The sequence below is a fragment of the Micromonospora sp. H61 genome (assembly GCF_018070325.1).
GTDB lineage: Bacteria > Actinomycetota > Actinomycetes > Mycobacteriales > Micromonosporaceae > Micromonospora > Micromonospora salmantinae.
This window is the reverse complement of the sequence record NZ_JAGPXY010000023.1, coordinates 12,806-30,139: the sequence shown is the minus strand read 5'-3', so window position 1 is coordinate 30,139 and position 17,334 is coordinate 12,806. Positions and strand designations below refer to the sequence as shown.

The 17,334-nt window shown below is 71.4% G+C and carries 14 protein-coding genes and 1 tRNA gene; 11 read left to right on the top strand and 4 right to left on the bottom strand.

Annotated features, from left to right (window positions below; genetic code table 11):
• The first annotated feature begins 21 nt into the window (after positions 1-21).
• From KBX08_RS14310 to topA, 3 genes are all read left to right on the top strand, one after another.
• Positions 22-561 carry a hypothetical protein gene (locus KBX08_RS14310; RefSeq protein ID WP_210783982.1) on the top strand — a complete coding sequence of 180 codons (540 nt, stop codon included), beginning with the start codon at positions 22-24 and terminating at the stop codon, positions 559-561.
• The gene (locus KBX08_RS14305) at positions 552-1,286 is read left to right on the top strand and encodes a hypothetical protein (protein WP_210783981.1); all 735 of its coding nucleotides are present in this window, start codon (positions 552-554) and stop codon (positions 1,284-1,286) included. The genes KBX08_RS14310 and KBX08_RS14305 overlap by 10 nt, the downstream gene beginning before the upstream one ends.
• A gap of 442 nt (positions 1,287-1,728) precedes the next feature.
• Positions 1,729-4,563 carry a type I DNA topoisomerase gene (topA, locus tag KBX08_RS14300; RefSeq protein ID WP_210783980.1) on the top strand — a complete coding sequence of 945 codons (2,835 nt, stop codon included), beginning with the start codon at positions 1,729-1,731 and terminating at the stop codon, positions 4,561-4,563.
• 79 nt (positions 4,564-4,642) lie between these two features.
• On the opposite strand, the gene KBX08_RS14295 is transcribed toward topA, so the two are convergent.
• Positions 4,643-5,959, bottom strand: a complete 1,317-nt coding sequence (locus tag KBX08_RS14295) for a D-arabinono-1,4-lactone oxidase (protein ID WP_210783979.1) — start codon at positions 5,957-5,959, stop codon at positions 4,643-4,645.
• A gap of 224 nt (positions 5,960-6,183) precedes the next feature.
• On the opposite strand from KBX08_RS14295, the gene KBX08_RS14290 reads away from it, so the two are divergent.
• Positions 6,184-6,789 (top strand): TetR family transcriptional regulator, encoded by a 606-nt coding sequence (locus KBX08_RS14290; protein ID WP_210783978.1) that lies wholly within the window; start codon positions 6,184-6,186, stop codon positions 6,787-6,789.
• Positions 6,790-6,841: 52 nt separating this feature from the next.
• Here KBX08_RS14290 and KBX08_RS14285 read toward each other — a convergent pair whose 3' ends face one another.
• Entirely contained in the window at positions 6,842-8,050 is a 1,209-nt protein-coding gene (locus KBX08_RS14285) for an amino acid deaminase/aldolase (RefSeq protein ID WP_210783977.1), read from the bottom strand.
• A 307-nt stretch (positions 8,051-8,357) separates the two neighbouring features.
• Between KBX08_RS14285 and tmk the strand changes: the two genes are divergently transcribed.
• The 6 genes from tmk (at position 8,358) to KBX08_RS14255 (ending at position 14,340) form a co-directional block, all read left to right on the top strand.
• Positions 8,358-10,457 (top strand): dTMP kinase, encoded by a 2,100-nt coding sequence (tmk, locus tag KBX08_RS14280; RefSeq protein ID WP_210784023.1) that lies wholly within the window; start codon positions 8,358-8,360, stop codon positions 10,455-10,457.
• On the top strand, positions 10,457-11,719 hold the full coding sequence (locus KBX08_RS14275; RefSeq protein ID WP_210783976.1) for a DNA polymerase III subunit delta': 1,263 nt from the start codon (positions 10,457-10,459) through the stop codon (positions 11,717-11,719). Before tmk ends, KBX08_RS14275 begins: the two co-directional genes overlap by 1 nt.
• Positions 11,720-11,841: 122 nt before the next feature.
• Positions 11,842-12,171: a YbaB/EbfC family nucleoid-associated protein gene (locus tag KBX08_RS14270; protein WP_053659404.1), complete on the top strand. Its 330-nt coding sequence runs from the start codon at positions 11,842-11,844 to the stop codon at positions 12,169-12,171.
• A gap of 1 nt (position 12,172) precedes the next feature.
• Positions 12,173-12,478, top strand: coding sequence for a type VII secretion target (locus KBX08_RS14265; RefSeq protein WP_112602113.1), 306 nt, complete (start codon positions 12,173-12,175; stop codon positions 12,476-12,478).
• The gene (locus tag KBX08_RS14260) at positions 12,478-13,158 is read left to right on the top strand and encodes a hypothetical protein (protein WP_210783975.1); all 681 of its coding nucleotides are present in this window, start codon (positions 12,478-12,480) and stop codon (positions 13,156-13,158) included. Before KBX08_RS14265 ends, KBX08_RS14260 begins: the two co-directional genes overlap by 1 nt.
• Before the next feature lie 342 nt (positions 13,159-13,500).
• The gene (locus tag KBX08_RS14255; RefSeq protein ID WP_210783974.1) at positions 13,501-14,340 is read left to right on the top strand and encodes a regulatory iron-sulfur-containing complex subunit RicT; all 840 of its coding nucleotides are present in this window, start codon (positions 13,501-13,503) and stop codon (positions 14,338-14,340) included.
• A 142-nt stretch (positions 14,341-14,482) separates the two neighbouring features.
• Here KBX08_RS14255 and KBX08_RS14250 read toward each other — a convergent pair whose 3' ends face one another.
• Positions 14,483-16,237 carry a metallophosphoesterase gene (locus KBX08_RS14250; protein ID WP_210783973.1) on the bottom strand — a complete coding sequence of 585 codons (1,755 nt, stop codon included), beginning with the start codon at positions 16,235-16,237 and terminating at the stop codon, positions 14,483-14,485.
• 144 nt (positions 16,238-16,381) lie between these two features.
• Here KBX08_RS14250 and KBX08_RS14245 point away from each other — a divergent pair.
• Positions 16,382-16,455 (top strand) — tRNA-Thr (locus tag KBX08_RS14245).
• Between the two features lie 149 nt (positions 16,456-16,604).
• On the opposite strand, the gene KBX08_RS14240 is transcribed toward KBX08_RS14245, so the two are convergent.
• The gene (locus tag KBX08_RS14240; RefSeq protein WP_210783972.1) at positions 16,605-17,186 is read right to left on the bottom strand and encodes a hypothetical protein; all 582 of its coding nucleotides are present in this window, start codon (positions 17,184-17,186) and stop codon (positions 16,605-16,607) included.
• Positions 17,187-17,334 lie beyond the last annotated feature (148 nt).

Sequence of the window (17,334 nt, the reverse complement as noted above, 5' to 3'; positions counted from 1 at the left end):
AAAGGCCGTACGCTGCAACGCATGCGTACGTGCCGGGCGTCTGCCGCCGGAAAGTTCACGGTGGTCCTGGCCACGATCGTCGTCCTGGCCGGCTGCGGCGGGGGTCCCAGCCCACGGGCCTGGGCGGCCTCGGTCTGCGGTGCCCTCACCCCGTGGCGCTCCGAGATCAACAAGCTGACCAGCAGCACCGATGAGCAGATGACCGCGCAGACCACGCCGGCGCAGGCCAAGGAGAACCTGGTGCGGCTCTTCGACGGGGCGGAGCAGGCCAGCGAGGCCGCGCGCCGCAAGGTGGAGAAGGCGGGCATCCCGGAGGCCGAGAACGGGGAGGCCATCTCCGCTGGTTTCCGTAACTCCCTGGGGAAGATGCGGGACGCGTACGGTCGCGCCCGGGACACCATCGACGGCCTGGGCACGGGCGAGCCGACCGTCTTCTACGACGGCGTGCGGGCCGCCGTGGCGACCCTCAACAAGGAGTACGACGCCAGCGCGCTGGACACCAGCAAGCTCAACTCCGAGGAGTTGAAACAGGCATTCGACGAGGTGCCGGAGTGTCGCTGAGCGGGCTCGGTGACACCGGGAAGGCACAGCCGCCCCCGGCGCTGTTCCCCGCGCCCGAGTCCGACACGCCCACTCCCGGGCGACGCCGCGGCGGCGCGCCGCAGAACCGCCCGTCGCAGGACGGCTCAGCTCAGAAGGGTGACGACGCGGGCCGGCAACTTGTCTTCTTCGGCGCGGACGCGGCCGAACCGACCGTCGCCGATCTGGCCGGGCTGCTCGCCGGGCCGGGTGAGGTGGTCCGGATGGGCGGCACCGCCCGGCTCTCGGTGCAGGTGGACGCCGCCTGGCGGGTGCACGTGCTCGTCGCCGAGTTGGCGTCGCGTGGGCTGGCGGCGAGCTGGGAGCCGACCGAGGGCGCGCGACACGCCGTTCGTACGTCGTACACCCGGGTCTTGAAGCCGCTCGCGGCCGCCTGGCTGCACGGTACGACGAAACGCCCGCCGGCCGCGTTCCACCTGACCGGCCGGCGGTTGCGGCTGTGGCTCGCCGCCGCCGGGACGCCGGAGCCTCCGGACTGTTTTCTGTTGCGGCTGGGCGCCGACGACCAGGAGTGTTGGGAGCCGATCGGTGTGGCGCTCGCCTCGGCGGGGCTGGCCGGGACGCTGCTCGGCCCGGGTGAGGGCGGCCCGGCGTACCGGATCGCCGGCCGCCGCCGGTTGGCCCGCCTCGCCGAGCTGGTCGGCGGGCCGCCGACCGCGACGCCTGCCGACGCCTGGCCAACCTGATCCACCCCACCTTCACCGGATCGATCATGGAGTTGTGGTGGGGGACGTATTGCCTTTCCGGGGTTAAAACGCCCACCGTAAGTCCATGATCGACGGGGTTGGGCGGCGGCCCGGGGGTGGGGCGGCCGGGTGTCCGGTGCCGGACAGCCGGCGGGTCGATCCAGGCGGAAAACGGGCGGGTCGGGCCTCGGTCATGGGTCCGCCATCGTCACAGTGACCCGCTTCGAGCCCTACCCACGGTGTACGGTGGCGCCGTCCGGCAGTGCCGAGCGCGGCGAGGCGGCGTCCACGACCGCGTCGAAGCGGTTTGCGGCCCGCGAAACCCGAAACGCGGGCGGCGCGTTACGTTGGACATCCGGACCGCCGGTGCGACGGCGGGGTCGAAAGCGGTCGCTGTCCGGGCGCCGGCAGGCCACGAGCAGGAGTGAGGTCGGGGAGAGACGTGCCGAGCAACGCTGGAACCACCCGTCTGGTCATCGTCGAGTCACCGGCGAAGGCCAAGACGATCTCGGGCTACCTTGGCCCGGGGTACGTCGTGGAGGCCAGCTTCGGTCACGTCCGCGACCTGCCGCGCAACGCCGCCGACGTGCCGGCCAAGTACAAGAAGGAGCCCTGGGCCCGGCTCGGGGTGGACGTCGACAACGGCTTCCAGGCGCTCTACGTCGTCTCCGCCGACCGTAAGCAGCAGATCAGCAAGCTGGTGAAGCTGGCCAAGGAAGTCGACGAGATCTTCCTGGCGACGGATGAGGACCGCGAGGGCGAGGCCATCGCCTGGCACCTGGTCGAGACGCTCAAGCCCAAGGTCCCGGTCAAGCGGATGGTCTTCCACGAAATCACCAAGCCGGCGATCCAGGCGGCGGTGGCCAACCCCCGGGAGATCGACCGCGATCTGGTCGACGCCCAGGAGGCGCGCCGGATCCTCGACCGCCTGTACGGCTACGAGGTCTCCCCGGTGCTGTGGAAGAAGGTCATGCCGCGGCTCTCGGCAGGCCGGGTGCAGTCCGTGGCGACCCGCATCGTGGTCGAGCGGGAGCGGCAGCGGATGGCCTTCCGCACCGCCGAATACTGGGACATTCTGGCCACCCTCGCGGTGGCCAACGCCGGTGAGGGCCCGCGTGCGTTCAACGCCACCCTGATCGCTCTGAACGGCGACCGGATCGCCACCGGTAAGGACTTCGAGCCGACCACCGGTCGCGTGAAGCCCGGCGCTGGCGTCGTGCACCTCGACGAGAGTGGCGCCCGGGGTCTCGCGGCCCGGCTGGAGGGGCGGCCGTTCACCGTCACCCGGGTCGAGGAGAAGCCCTACCGCCGTCGCCCGTACGCGCCGTTCATCACCTCGACCCTCCAGCAGGAGGCGGCCCGCAAGCTGCGCCTGTCCTCGCAGCAGACGATGCGCACCGCGCAGCGCCTGTACGAGAACGGCTACATCACCTATATGCGTACCGACTCGGTGAACCTGTCGGAGACCGCCATCTCGGCGGCCCGCCGACAGATCGTCGAGCTGTACGGCGAGCGCAGCGTTCCGCCGGAGCCGCGCCGCTACACCGGCAAGGTGAAGAACGCGCAGGAGGCGCACGAGGCGATCCGCCCGGCGGGGGACAACTTCCGTACCCCGGGCGAGGTGGCCAAGGAGCTGTCCGCCGAGGAGTTCAAGCTCTACGAGCTGATCTGGCGGCGCACCATCGCCTCGCAGATGACCGACGCGGTCGGCTCCAGCGTGTCGGTGCGCATCCGAGCGGTCTCCACCTCGCAGGAGGAAGCCGACTTCGGCGCGACCGGCAAGACCATCACCGACCCGGGCTTCCTGCGCGCCTACGTCGAGTCCAGCGACGACGAGAACGCCGAGGCCGAGGACGCCGAGCGCCGGCTGCCCACCCTGGTCAAGGACCAGCCGCTGACCGCCGACGAGCTGGCCGCGCAGGGCCACCACACCCAGCCGCCGTCGCGCTACACCGAAGCGTCGCTGGTCAAGGCCCTGGAAGAGCTGGGCATCGGCCGCCCGTCCACCTACGCGTCGATCATGCAGACGATCCAGGACCGGGGGTACGTCACCAAGCGCGGCCAGGCGATGATCCCGACCTTCCTGGCCTTCGCGGTGATCGGGCTGATGGAACGGCACTACCCACGCCTGATCGACTACGACTTCACCGCCACCATGGAGAACGAGCTGGACGAGATCGCCGGCGGTGACCACGCGGCGGTCGACTTCCTCACGGCGTTCTACTTCGGCAGCTCCAACGGTGCCGGCGACCAGGACATCGCCCGTTCCGGCGGGCTCAAGAAGCTGGTCACCGAGAACCTCAGCGACATCGACGCCCGCAGCGTCAACTCCATCCCGCTCTTCACCGACGACGACGGCCGCGAGGTCGTCGTGCGGGTCGGCCGCTACGGGCCGTACCTGCAACGGGAGCTGCCCGGCGGCGAGCAGCCGGCACCGGCTTCGGGTGAGGGCGAGGAGGGTGGCACCCAGGGTGACCGGGCGCCGATCCCCGAGGGCCTGGCCCCGGACGAGCTGACCCCGGAGAAGGTGCACGAGCTGTTCCTGGGCGGCAGCGGCGAGCGCAAGCTCGGCGACGACCCCGGCACCGGCGAGCCGATCGTGCTCAAGTCCGGCCGGTTCGGCCCGTACGTGTCCAGCGGCGAGCGGAAGTCGTCGCTGCTGCGTACGCAGACCCCGGACTCGCTGACTCTGGAGGAGGCGCTCAAGCTGCTCAGCCTTCCCCGGCTGATCGGTGTCGCGCCGGACGGCGTCGAGGTCTTCGCGAACAACGGTCGCTACGGCCCGTACGTCAAGCGGGGCGAGGAGTTCCGTTCGCTGGAGTCCGAGGACCAGATGTTCACTGTCGGCCTGGACGAGGCGCTGGCTCTGCTGGCCGCCCCGAAGGCCCGTGGACGGCGAGCCGCGGCACCGCCGTTGCGCGAGATGGGTGTGGACCCGGCGACCGAGAAGCCGTTGGTGATCAAGGACGGCCGGTTCGGCCCGTACGTGACCGACGGGGAGTTCAACGCGTCGCTGCGGCGGGGGCAGACGCCGGAGGCGCTGACCATCGAGGAAGCGTCCGAGATGTTGGCCGAGAAGCGGGCGAAGGGTCCAGCGCCGCGGAAGAAGGCGGTGGCGAAGAAGGCGCCCGCGAAGAAGGCGACGGCCACCAAGAAGACGGCCGCCGCCAGCAAGTCCACTGCCGCGAAGAAGGCCACCACGGCCAAGGCGACGGCGGCGAAGAAGGCCCCGGCGAAGAAGGCCGCCCCGCGCAAGGCCGCGACCAGCACGGAGTAGCCCTCCGCTCTACGAGATCTTGGAAAGAATGTGCCCCTGGAAGGGCTGTTTCCTTCCAAGATCCCCTAGACCGAGGCCGTCAGACCCCGAGGACGTGGTTCAGGTGGGGGTTGGTGAAGACGCGGTGGGGGTCGAGCCGGTCGCGGACGGCCTGGAAGTCCGCGAAGCGGGGGTACGCAGTGGCCAGCGAGGCGGCGTCGCGGTAGTGCAGCTTGCCCCAGTGCGGGCGACCGCCCAGCCCGGCGGCCACCTGCTCGAAGGCCCGGAAGTACGGCTCGTACGGCATGCCGACGTACTGGTGCACGGCGATGTAGGCGTTGTCCCGGCCGTAGCCGTGCGACAGCCAGATGTCGTCGGCGGCGGTGAACCGCACCTCCACCGGGAAGAGCACCTTGAACGGCAGGCCGTCCACGATCCGCTGGAGCGCGGCGAGCGCCTCGGGCAACGCCTCGCGGGGTAGGCCGTACTCCATCTCCACGAAGCGGACCCGGCGCGGCGTGCAGAAGACCCGGTCGGAGCGTCCGGTGTACTGGCGTTCGGTGAGGGCGCGGGCGGAGACCGCGCTGATCCCCGGGGCCAGCGCGGGCACGGCCCGGCCGAGTCGGCAGGCGCCGGCGAAGACCCGGTTGGACAGGAAGTCGTCGTCCACCCAGCCACGCCAGCGGGGCAGCGGCCTGTCGTTGGCGGGTACCCGGTCGTTGGCCTTGACCTGGACCCGGGACGTGTACGGGAACCAGTAGAACTCGACGTGGTCGTGTCGGCCGATCAGCTCGGGCAGTTCGCCGAGCACGTCGGCCAGCTCGGCCGGGCGTTCGTGGGCGCGCAGGACGAAGGCGTCCACGCAGCGCAGGGTCACCTCGACCAGGACGCCGAGCGCGCCGAGTGACACCCGGGCGGCGGCGAGGACGTCGGGATGTTCGTCGGCGGAGCAGCGCAGCACCTCGCCGGTGCCGGTGACCACTGTGATCGCCTCGACGAAGGTGGAGAGGCACCCGTAGCCGGCTCCGGTGCCGTGGGTGCCGGTGGAGATCGCACCGGCGACGGTCTGCGCGTCGATGTCGCCGAGGTTGGGCAGCGCGAGGCCGTGCCGGGCGAGCAGGCCGTTGAGCGCGTGCAGGGTCATTCCCGCCGGCACTGTGACCAGTCGGTGGGCGACGTCCACGCTGACTATGGTGTCCAGGTCGGACAGGTCCATCCGACGGTCGTCGGCGAGCGCGACGGCGGTGAACGAGTGACCGCTGCCCGTCACCCGGATCCGACCGCCGTCGGCGGCAACAGATCGGACGGCTTCTGCGACATCGGTCGGCGAGCCGGGGCGCAGGATCGCGCTGGCGCTGCCACGCTGGTTCCCGGCCCAGTTGGACCATCCAGCCCCGAGCGGTGCGGTGCGGACCATGCGCACTCCATTCATGAATATGAACTGACTTCATATCAGGAACGTTCTAGCTGGTAAATACCGCAATTGCGATCCGCTCGTTGTACCGGTAGTCACGGACTCGTGACGTGGAGATATGTTCATCCGTCGAAGGGGGGTGGCGCAGAGTGTCCACACCAGCCGCCACGACCGGGCCGCTGCGCCGCGTACCGGTGCAAGGTCGAAGTGTCGCGCGGGTACAGCGCATGTTGGATGCCTGCGCCGAACTCGTCGACGAGGTGGGGTACGAGGGGCTGACCACCACCCTGCTCGCCGAGCGGGCCGAGGTGGCGATCGGGTCGGTCTACCAGTTCTTTCCGGACAAGCGGGCGATCGTGCAGGCGTTGACCCTGCGGACGATGGAGTCCTACCTCCAGCGCCTCGACGAGCGGTTCGCCTCCGACGAGATGACCCACTGGTGGGACGGCGTCGACGCGGGCATCGACGAGTACATCACGATGCACCGCACCGTCCCCGGCTTCCGTACCCTGCACTTCGGCGACGTGGTCGACCTGCACCTGCTCGACGAGCAGCGGGACAACAACGGCGTGATCGCCGATCAGTTGGCCCGGGTGCTCACCGAGCGTTTCGGGCTCACCGACGTGCCCAAGCTGCGCTTCGTGCTGGAGATCGCGGTCGAGGCCGCGGACGCGCTGATCAAGCTCGCGTTCCGTCGGAAGCCCGAGGGCGACGAGCGGGTGCTGCTGGAGGCGAAGGCGTTGATCCGGGAGTACCTGCACCGCCAGGTCGACGGCCCGGACAACGGCCGGTCGACAGTCGGCAAGCAGGCTGGGGCGCCCCAACCCGCCTGAGTCGGCGCGGGGCGAACGGGCCTCGGCCGGCGGTGAGGGCAGCTGTCCGGTCTCAGAGGAAGGCCTGCCCCTCACCCCGGTAGGTGGGGACGGTCGCCACCACCGCGTCGCCCTCGACCAGGTGCAGCTCGTTGACCCGTTCACACAGCTCACCTGCCTTGGCGTGCCGGAACCACACCCGGTCGCCGATGCGCAGCCCGGCCGCCGCCGCTCCGGACAGCGGAGTCTGCACCTCGCCGGCGCCCTCGGTGCCAACCAGCTTCAGCCCCGCCGGTAGCCACGGCCGGGGCAGTCGACTGTCGGCGGCCGGGCCGGAGGCGATCCAGCCACCGCCGAGCACCGTCGCCAGCTCCGGCGTCGGTCGGCGGACCACCGCGCAGGCGAAGAACGCCGCAGGGGTGGGCCGCCAGGCGCGGTACGCGTCGAACAGCGTCGGCCCGTACAGGCCCGATCCCGCGGTGATCTCGGTTACCGCGGGATCGGCGCTGGTCGCGGCAACGCTGCCGGTGCCGCCGCCGTTGACGAATTCCAGGTCGGCGTGCTCGCGTACCGCGGCGACCGCCGCGCCACGGCGGGCCAGCAACTCGCGGTACGACCCGCGCTGGGCCAGCCTGATCGCGCCCGCCAGCAGCGTCCTGCCCGGCGGCGCGTCACCCAGGCCGGCGATCTGCGCCTCGTACGACATCAGCCCGACCAGCCGGAAGCCGGGCCGACCGGCGACGGCTGCGGCGAGCGCGCCGGCCGCCCGCGCGCTGTGCACCGGTGAGCGGCGGACGCCGACGTGCACCCGACCGCGCAGCGGTCGCCAGGAGGCGTCCAGATCCAGGCAGAGCCGCAGTTCGGCGCGCTGCCCCGGTGCCGTGACGGCGTCGATGAGGTCGAGTTGGCCGGTGCTGTCGATCATCAGGGTGATCGCGGCGGCGAGCGTCGGGTCGGCGCCCAGTTCGGTGAGGGCGGCCCGGTCCGCGCTCGGGTACGCGACCAGCACGTCGTCGCTGACGCCGGCGCGGACCAGCCAGATCGCCTCGGGCACTGTGAAAGCCATCACGCCCTGCCAGCCGGGCCGGGCGAGGGCTCGACTGATCAGCTCCCGGCTGCGGACCGACTTGCTGGCGAGGCGGACCGGTTTTCCGGCGGCGCGATCGGCCAGGGCGACCGAATTGGCGTCGAAGGCGGTGAGGTCGACCACCGCGTACGGGGGGTCGAGGTGGGCAGTCGCCCGATCCAGGCGCTCGCGAAGTTTGTCGCTTTCGATGGCCACGTGTGCACGCTAACTGTCTGACGGAGAATGCGAAATACCCTCGCGTACGTCCGGGCTGCGGTCGGTACCTCCGGCGGCCTAGGCTCAGCGAGCAGGAGAATGTCGCCCGGGGGGTGGCCCCCACCGGGTCTAGAGTGTTGCACCGGAGGTGCCCAGCGATGGGCCGGCACGTGGAGGTACGGCCATCGAAAGCCAGAACAGCGGCGAGTCGCCCGGCGTGTCGCGCTCGGGTGACCAGTCGGGCAGCGCCGCCAAGCAGCCCAACGGCGGTCAGGCTGATCCGTCCGGTTATGCCGCGATCCGGTCAGTGCTGCGCATCCGGCCGTTCCGACGGCTCTGGATCGTGCTCGGCGCGGCCTCCTTCGGTGACTGGCTCGGCCTGCTGGCCACCGCGCTCTTCGCCGCCTCGCAGGTGCAGGGCAGCACCGCCCAGGGCGCCGCGTTCGGCGGGGTCACCGCGATCCGGCTGCTGCCCGCGCTGGTGCTCGGCCCGGTGGCCGGCGTCTTCGCCGACCGGTTCGACCGGCGCTGGACGATGGTCATCTGCGACCTGCTGCGCTTCGTGCTCTTCGCCTCCATTCCGCTCTACGCCCTCAGTGGCGCCGCAGGTGGCCTGGTGGTCGGCTGGGCGCTGATCGCCACCTTCCTGATCGAGTCGCTCACCCTGCTCTGGATCCCGGCCAAGGAGGCCGCGGTCCCGAACCTGATCCCGCGGGCCCGGCTGGAAGCGGCCAACCAGCTCACCCTGATCACCACCTACGGCCTCACCCCGGTCGCCGCCGCCATCGGCCTTGCCGTGCTCGACCGTGGCGTCCGTGGTGCCGTCGGCGGCGACCTGCCCTCCTGGGCCGAGCCGGCCCAGCTCGCGCTCTGGATCAACTCCTTCTCCCGGCTCGCCACCGCACTGGTGGTGGCATTCGGGATCAAGGAGATCAGCGAGGCTCAACGCGGTGAGGCCGAGCGTGCCGAGCAGAGCATGTTCCGGCAGTTCTCCGAGGGCTGGAAGTACATCGGCGAGACCCCGCTCGTCCGTGGCCTGGTGCTGGGCATCTTCGGCGCGTTCGCCGGTGGCGGCATCGTGGTCGGCACTGCCAAGTTCTTCGCCAACTCGCTGGGCGCCGGCGACGCGGCGTTCTCACTGCTCTTCGGTGCCATCTTCGTCGGCCTGGCGCTCGGCATCGGGCTCGGCCCGATGATCGTCAAGGAGATGTCCCGGCGTCGCTGGTTCGGCATGAGCATCGTGCTGGCCAGCGCCGCGGTGATGACCCTCGCCTTCGCCATCCACCTGTCCATGGCGATCGTCGGCGCGGTGCTGGTCGGCGCCGGTGCCGGGATGGCCTTCCTGGCCGGCACCACGCTGCTGGGCGGCGAGGTGGCCGACGAGGTGCGCGGCCGGGTCTTCGCTGTGGTGCAGATCGGCACCCGGCTGGTGCTGATCCTGGCCATCGGGCTGAGCAGCGTGTTGGTCGGTGTCGGCGGCTCCCGCAAACTGACAATCGCCGACCTCGGCATCTCCGTCTCCTCCACCCGACTGCTGCTGCTCGCCGCCGGTGCCGCCGGCATCTTCGCCGGGATCAGCGCGTTCGGCCAGATGGACGACAAGAAGGGCGTCCCGGTCCTCGCCGACCTGTGGGGCTCCATCCGGGGCCGTCCGCTGATGCCCGCCGAGCCGTTCGTCTCCGCCGGGCTCTTCGTGGTCTTCGAGGGCGGCGAGGGCGCGGGGAAGTCCACCCAGCTCACCGCGCTCTCCCAGCGACTGCGCGGTCACGGCCGAGAGGTAGTGGTCACCCGCGAGCCGGGGGCCACCGGCGTCGGCCGGCGAATCCGGTCGCTGGTGCTGGACACCTCCGGCGACGACGCGCCATCCCCCCGGGCCGAGGCGCTGCTCTACGCCGCCGACCGGGCGCACCACGTGGCCACAGTCGTCCGACCCGCGCTGGTCCGGGGCGGCGTGGTGATCAGTGACCGGTACGTCGACTCGTCCCTGGCGTACCAGGGCGCCGGCCGGACGCTGCCCGTCGACGAGGTCTCCTGGCTCTCCTCCTGGGCCACCGGTGGGCTCAAGCCCGACCTGGTGGTGCTGCTGGACGTCGAACCGCGCACCGGCCTGTCCCGGGTGGCCTCGCGCAACACCGGCACCGACCGGCTGGAGGCCGAGTCGGTCGCCTTCCACGAGCGCGTCCGGTACGCGTTCCTCGACCTCGCCGCCGCCGACCCGAAGCGCTACCTGGTGCTCGACGCGTCCCGGCCGGCCGACGAGATCACCGGGCTGGTGGTCCGGCGGGTCGAGGAGATGCTCGGCAAGCCGGGCGGCATCGTGCACCCGCGGCCGGCGCAGGGCCCGGACACCTCGGTGCAGCCTGAGTTATCCGACGCGGAGCTGGTGACGATGGAGCACAAGACCTGATGCCGGACGTCTTCGCCGACCTCGTCGGTCAGGACGAGGCGGTGGTCGAGCTGCGGCGCGCCGCCGCCGCAGCAGCCGCCGTGCTGCGCGCTGGGGCGGCCGCGTTGGTCGCCGCCGGCCCGGCCAGCGGTAACGAGTCCGTGGCCGACGACGCAGTGACCGGCGGGGTGGACCCGTCCACCGGGATGACGCACGCGTGGATCTTCACCGGGCCACCCGGCTCCGGCCGCTCGGTCGCCGCGCGGGCGTTCGCCGCCGCACTCCAGTGCGCGCACGGCACCGGCTGCGGTGAGTGCCCCGGCTGCCACACCACGATGGGCGGCACCAACGCCGACGTGCGGATGGTGGTGCCCGAAGGGCTCTCCATCGGCGTCGGCGAGATGCGCGCGCTGGTGCTCCGCGCGGCCAGCACCCCGTCCGGTGGGCGCTGGCAGGTGGTGGTCATCGAGGACGCCGACCGGCTCACCGAGGCCGCCGGCAACGCGCTGCTCAAGGCGATCGAGGAACCCCCACCGCGGACGGTCTTCCTGCTCTGTGCCCCGTCCACCCACCCGGACGACATCTCGGTGACCATCCGGTCACGCTGTCGGGTCGTACCCCTGCGGCAGCCGCCGGCCGCCGATGTGGCCGAGGTGCTGGTTCGTCGGGACGGCATCGCCCCCGACGTGGCGCAGTGGGCGGCGGCGGCCGCGCAGGGTCACGTGGGTCGGGCCCGCCGGCTGGCCCGCGACCCGGAGGCCCGCAAACGACGCGAGGCGGTGCTCGCGGTGCCCCGCCGGCTGACCGGTGTCGGCGCGGCGTTCGACGCGGCGTCGGCGCTGATCGAGGCGGCCGAGGCGGAGGCCGAGGCGTCGGTCACCGAGGCCGACTCGACCGAGCGGGCGGCACTGGAGACCGCGCTCGGCGCGGGCGGCACCGGCCGGGGCGCGGCCGGCGCCATGCGAGGCGCTGCCGGGCAGCTCAAGGAGCTGGAGAAGCGGCAGAAGTCCCGGGCCACCCGGGCCCAACGGGACGCACTGGACCGGGCGCTGGTCGACCTCGCGGGCTTCTACCGGGACGCGCTCACCATGGCGCTGAGCGCACCCGTCGCCCCGGTGCACACCGACACGGCCGCGTTGGCCGGCGCCGGCGCGCAGAAGTGGGACGCCGAGGGGTCGCTGCGCCGGTTGGAGGCCGTGCTCGCCTGCCGTGCGGCGATCGAGGCGAACGTCAAGCCGCGGATCGCGGTCGAGGCGATGATGCTCGCCCTCTGGAAGGGCTGACCCGCACTTCCCGGCCGTTGTCCACAGGCATCGACAGGCCCGATTGCGGTGCGGTACGGTCCCTGTGCCGTGGTGACGGTGGCACCACACTGAGTGATGGATCACCCGGGAGGAGTCGGCCGATGCCGCGGGGGGAGATCGACGAAGCCTGGATCGAGGAGGCGGTGCGACGCTACCGCCGGATCGAGTCCCTCCAGGCCGAGTTCGACCAGGCGGTGTCGACCGTCGAAGTGACCGTCCGCTCGCCGGACGGCCTGGTCGAGGTGGTGGTCACCGCCGGTGGACGGATCACCGACGTCCGGTTCCTCGGGCCGTTGCACAGCCGAAGCCCGCGCGACGTGGCCGGTTCCGTGCAGGCCGCGGTCACCGCGGCGGCCGACGCCGCCGAATGGGCCCGGGAAAAGCTGCACAACGAGACGTTCGCCGCCTACCGACCGCTCGCGGGGGCCTGAGATGGACACACTGCGCGCGCTCTCCGCCCGACTGGACGAGGCGAGCGCCACGCTCACAGTCGTTTCGCACACCGTCACCGCCGGCGATCCGGCCCAGGCCGCGTTCGGCGCCGACGCACCGGGCCGCCCGGGCGAGATCGGTCGGGCGCTGCACCGGCAGTGGACCACCGCCACCGACGACCGGGCCCGGGAGGCCCGCGCCGCGGCCGGTCGACTGGCCGCCGCCGCGGCTGCCGTGCGGGAGGCCGCCGACCGCTACGCCGAGGTCGACCGGGCGGCCCGCCGCCGGCTCACCGGGGAGCCGTGATGGACGCGCTGGACCGGCTCGCCGAACCCGGCCTTGACCTGCTCCGCCGGGTGGACAGACTGATCGCGGCCGGCGTCCCCGAGGGGCACCGGGTCTGGCCGCTGCTGCGCCGCATGCAGGTGCTGCCGGGCGACGCGGTCCGCGGCTTCCTCGACCTGCACCCGGTGCCGCTCGCCAGCGCCGGCTACGCGGTGCGCCGGCTCGTCCGGGGGTACGACGACGTCTCCGCCGCGCTCACCGACTCGGTGCTCTGGTCCGGGCCGGCCGCCACTGCGTACGGGCAACAGCGGGCGGCGCTGCTGCGCCACCTCGACGAGGGGCCGGACAGCCTGGTCGGGCGACTCGAATCCACAGCCGGTTACGCCGACGCCCTCGCCGACTGGGTGGAGGGCAGCCGTCTCGCGCTGGCCCGCACGTTGGCCGACGTGCTCCGCTCGGCCGAAGCGGTAGCCGTGGTCGCCGCCACCGCGACCGGCGCGTCGACGCGGCCCGGGCCGGTCGGGCCCGGTGTGGCCGACGCCGCCGAGATCGCCGCACGGGTGCTGGCGGTGCTCTGCGTCGCGTACGACGGTGCGGAGACGCTGCTGCGTCAGTGGGCGCCGAGCCTGGCCGAGACCGCGTGGCGTCCGCCAACGGACGGACGACCCCGCTACGACCAGCCCACCCGGGTCGGCTGGTAACGGAGCCCGGCCCTCCGGCCGTGGCGGTGTTGCCCCGGATTTCGATCCTCCGGCCGTGGCCGCGTTGCCTCGGACAGGCCACGGCGTCGCTCGTGGGCGCCTGACCTGAGCCGGCGCCCACGGCGACGCCGTGGTCTTCCCCGTGCACCCCCCGCAGGTCTTCCTCCACTCAACGCCGCCGAGGCACGTCTTGTCTCCTGCCCGGCCCCGGATTCAACCGTCCGGGCGAGCAGCAACGGCACGACGGGACGCCCGGCAATAGGTCGAGTCGACGGTCATGAATGGCAGCGGCGCGTAGGCGGGCGGTGCGCCTTGCGCCGTGACCCGTCGTAGGGTGGGGGGATGGGCATGCTCTGCGCGGTCAGCTTCAACCGGTACGGGCGGCTCTACTACCTCGACCCGGGCGAGTTGCGTCCGCAGGTGGGCGACCGGGTGCTGGTGCCCACCGATGACGGGCCCGAGGTGGCGGAGTGCGTGTGGGCCGCGCAGTGGGTGACCGAGGAGACCGACGGCTTCCCCCGCCTGGTCGGGCTGGCCGGTGATGACGACCTCCGCCGGGACGAGGCGTTGCGTCGGCGCAAGGCCGAGGCCAAGGTGGCCGCGAAACGGCTGATCCGCTCGCACGGCCTGCCGATGAAGGTGGTGGCGGTCGACCATGTGCTCGGCTCCGCCGAGAGCGGCGGTGAGCGCAGCACCGTCTACTTCACCGCCCCGCACCGGGTGGACTTCCGGTCCCTGGTCCGCGACCTGGGCGCGACCCTGCACTGTCGGGTGGAGCTGCGCCAGCTCTCCGCACGCGACTCGGCGCGGGTGCAGGGCGGCATCGGCTCCTGCGGTCGGGACCTGTGCTGTGCCACCTTCCTCACCGACTTCGAGCCGGTGACCATCCGGATGGCGAAGGACCAGGACCTGCCTCTCAACCCGCTGCGCATCTCCGGCGCGTGCGGGCGGCTGATGTGCTGCCTCAAGTACGAGCACCCGCTGTACCAGCGCTTTCAGGAGACCGCCCCGTCGGTCGGCAGTCGGGTCTCCACCCCCGAGGGTGACGGCCGGGTCGTCGGCCACAGCGTCCCGAGAGACGCGGTGACGGTACGCCTGGACGCGGACGGCTCGCGCTCAATGTGCTCCCGCGCCGACGTCTGCGGTTCCCGCCAAGCCCACGACCAGCAATACACCCCCTAACCCCGCGCCCGTTCCTCTCCGGCCCGGCTCCCCGGCTCCCGCCCGCCGCTTAGCCCAGTTGATCAAGAAGTTTGCGTCAGGAATCGGGTCGGTCATGACGCAAACCTCTTGATCAACTCGGGTGGGGGTGGGTGGGGGTGGGTTAGTGCAGGACTGTGGGGGGTTCGGTTAGGTGGGGGGTTAGGGGGGTCTTGGGGATCAGCCAGCTTTGGGTGGGCGACTGGTCGGGGTTCACCTGCCAGTCGCGGGAGACCCGGTCTACCCCCAGCGGGTAGATGGTCAACGTGCCGTCCGGGTCGATACGCAGTCGCAGGAACGACTTCGAATCCTCGATGCCCTGACCGGCGAAGAGTTCATTGACGTTCACTCCGAAAGAGCCCGCCACCAGCAGGTACGCCGCCACCAGTTGGCTGGCGACCAGGCCGATCACCGGGCCGTAGAGCACCGCCGCGGCGACCGCCGGCAGCGGCCACGGCCAGTCGTAGAACGGCAGCGCCAACCAGACCCAGGTGCCGGCCGCCCCCAGAGCCACCTGCGCGACGCCGTGGCCCACGCCGAGGATCCAGTGCCGCACGTGGCGTTTGCCGCTCGCGCTCGGCGGCTTGGCGAACAGGGCCGCCGCGATCACCGTCACGAGCACCATCACCACCAGCGGGACGCTGAACAGCCGCTGGTTGGTGCTGTCGGCCCAGTTCGCCGTCGCGCCCGCCATGGCCAGCATCAGCAGGGTGTGCAGGGTGCCGAGCAACGTGGTGAAGCCGGGATTGCGCAACGGCAACCGGGGGAAGATGCCCCAGCCGTAGCGGCGCGACCGCGCGGCGTCCGGGTAACGGGCCACCAGGTCGTACGGCTGGGTGGAGCTGGCCCTGCGGGCCAGCGTGTCCCGCGGTGGCACCTCGATGCGCTCCGGCAGCTTGTGCGTGGGGTAGAGGTAGGCGCCACCACCGCCGCAGGTGATCAGCTGCCGGTCCGGCCCTGAGTAGCGGGCGTAGTGGTGCAGGTCGCCCGAGAGCAACAGCCGCACCCGCGCCCCGGTCGGGTCGATGATCGTGCGGATGAAGTAGTCGATCGAGTCGTACGCCGTGGGGTTGTCGGCGGCCTTGACCCAGGTTGGCGCCGGCGTCGCGATGATCACCTTCGACTCCGGACCGAGCCGCCGGGCCACCTCGTCGAAGTAGGCCAGCTGCGGGTCGTCCAGGTACGAGCCGGACTGGTCGTCCACGCCGAGCAACCACCAGCCGGCCGGCAACTCCACAGCGAAGTACGACCGGGACTGCCCGGTGCCCCAGCCCGCGAAGTTGCGGTCCCGGGAGCGGACGAACAACCGCAGGAACGCGGTGAGGCCGTCGTACCAGTCGTGGTTGCCCGGCACCGCGAAGAGCGTCGGCTTCTCGGCCGGCGCTACCGGCAGCGCGGCCTGGTAGGGGCCCTTGCACCGGTCCTCGTACGCGGCGTAGGCCGCCGATGGGTACACCTGGTCGCCGCCCATCACCAGGGTCTGCGCCCGGGGCAGGCGGTGCCCGTCGACGGTCAGCTCGGGCTGCGCCAGCAGGTACGCCACCGAGTACGTGGCGTTGAAGCCGTCACCGAGGTCGGCCACGTAGTCGAGCCACAGCCCACCGTCCGGCCCGACCTGGCGGAAGACGCCGTCGCCGAACGCGTTCTGCAACTCGCGCTTGTCGAGGTACGCCCCGAAGAGCACCGCCAGCAGCGTCCGGATGCCGGTGCTGATCAACAGGAACGGCGCCAGCCACGGCACCGGTTTGCGCGGCGTGAAGCCCAACTCCAGCGGGTCGGTGCTGCGCGGCCGATGGGCGGCGCGTTCACCGGCCGGCGCGCGGTCAGGGCGTTCGGTCGTCTCGTCCTGACGTTCGGGGTGGTCGCGTTCGTCGCTCACCCGCCGCAGCGTAGTCCCGGACCCGATCATCCGCTGTCCGGTAAGCGTCCAGATGGCGGCCGATGTCCGGTTGGTGCTGGCCAGCACGGCGGGGGTATCCCGTTCGGTCGGTGCCGCCGGGGTGCCGTACACTTGCTGATCGTTGCCGCCTTAGCTCAGTCGGCTAGAGCGACGCACTCGTAATGCGTAGGTCGACGGTTCGATTCCGTCAGGCGGCTCGGTAGCGAAGCCCAGGTCATTGGCCTGGGCTTCTGCCGTTTCTCAAGGTCCACGGCAGCGCCGCCGGACGTGCCAGTCCGCAGACAGTCCGTATCCCGCGCAACGACCGCGGGATCCCCTCAGGCTCTTGGCCCCCCGTTGTCACGTCTCACCCATCTAGACCTGCTCGCAAGCACAGGAGCGAAGCCTGGAAGTGCCAGCCGCTTGCGTGCAGGGCTACGGGGTGATGGACCTCTTTGATCTGCCTATCGGCGGTCTCTACTGAGATGCGCATCGACAACGGTTCGTCCCGGACTTCGAGCGGGCACTGAAGCCGCAGCTTGACGTCGAGCCAGCGGGTGCTGCCGGGGCGCAACGGCTGGGACTGGCCGACGTTCTGAATCAGGACGCCAGATGTCTGCGCTTGCACCGCGCGTATCGTGACCGGCAGAGGGCCAAAGTTGGTCACTTCCACCGACCCGTCCACTTCGGCGACGCCCTTGGTAACGACGCCATCGGAACGGGCCGACCCCGGCATGACGACGAGTGCGACCGACGCGGCCCGTTCCCGCTGCTCACGTAAGTCTCGCAACTCGTTGACACTGATCCCGCCCAGCAGCAAGCCGACCAGGAAGACGGCGACGAGGCGCAGTTGGGCCTTCTTGAGCGCACGACGACGGGTAGTGGTGGGACCTGATTCGGTCGGCACATGGTTGTGCTCGTCGAGATCGATCACGCCATGCTCAGGCATTGCGATAGCTTAGGGGCCTCGGTCCCTAACGCGTGGCCCATGCCGGTAGCCGATGCCCAGGACAGTCACCGTCGGCCACGAATGGTCACGCGGTTGGGTGCCTTGGCCTACCCACCAGGCCCTCATCGGCCACGATCTTCGTCGTTCC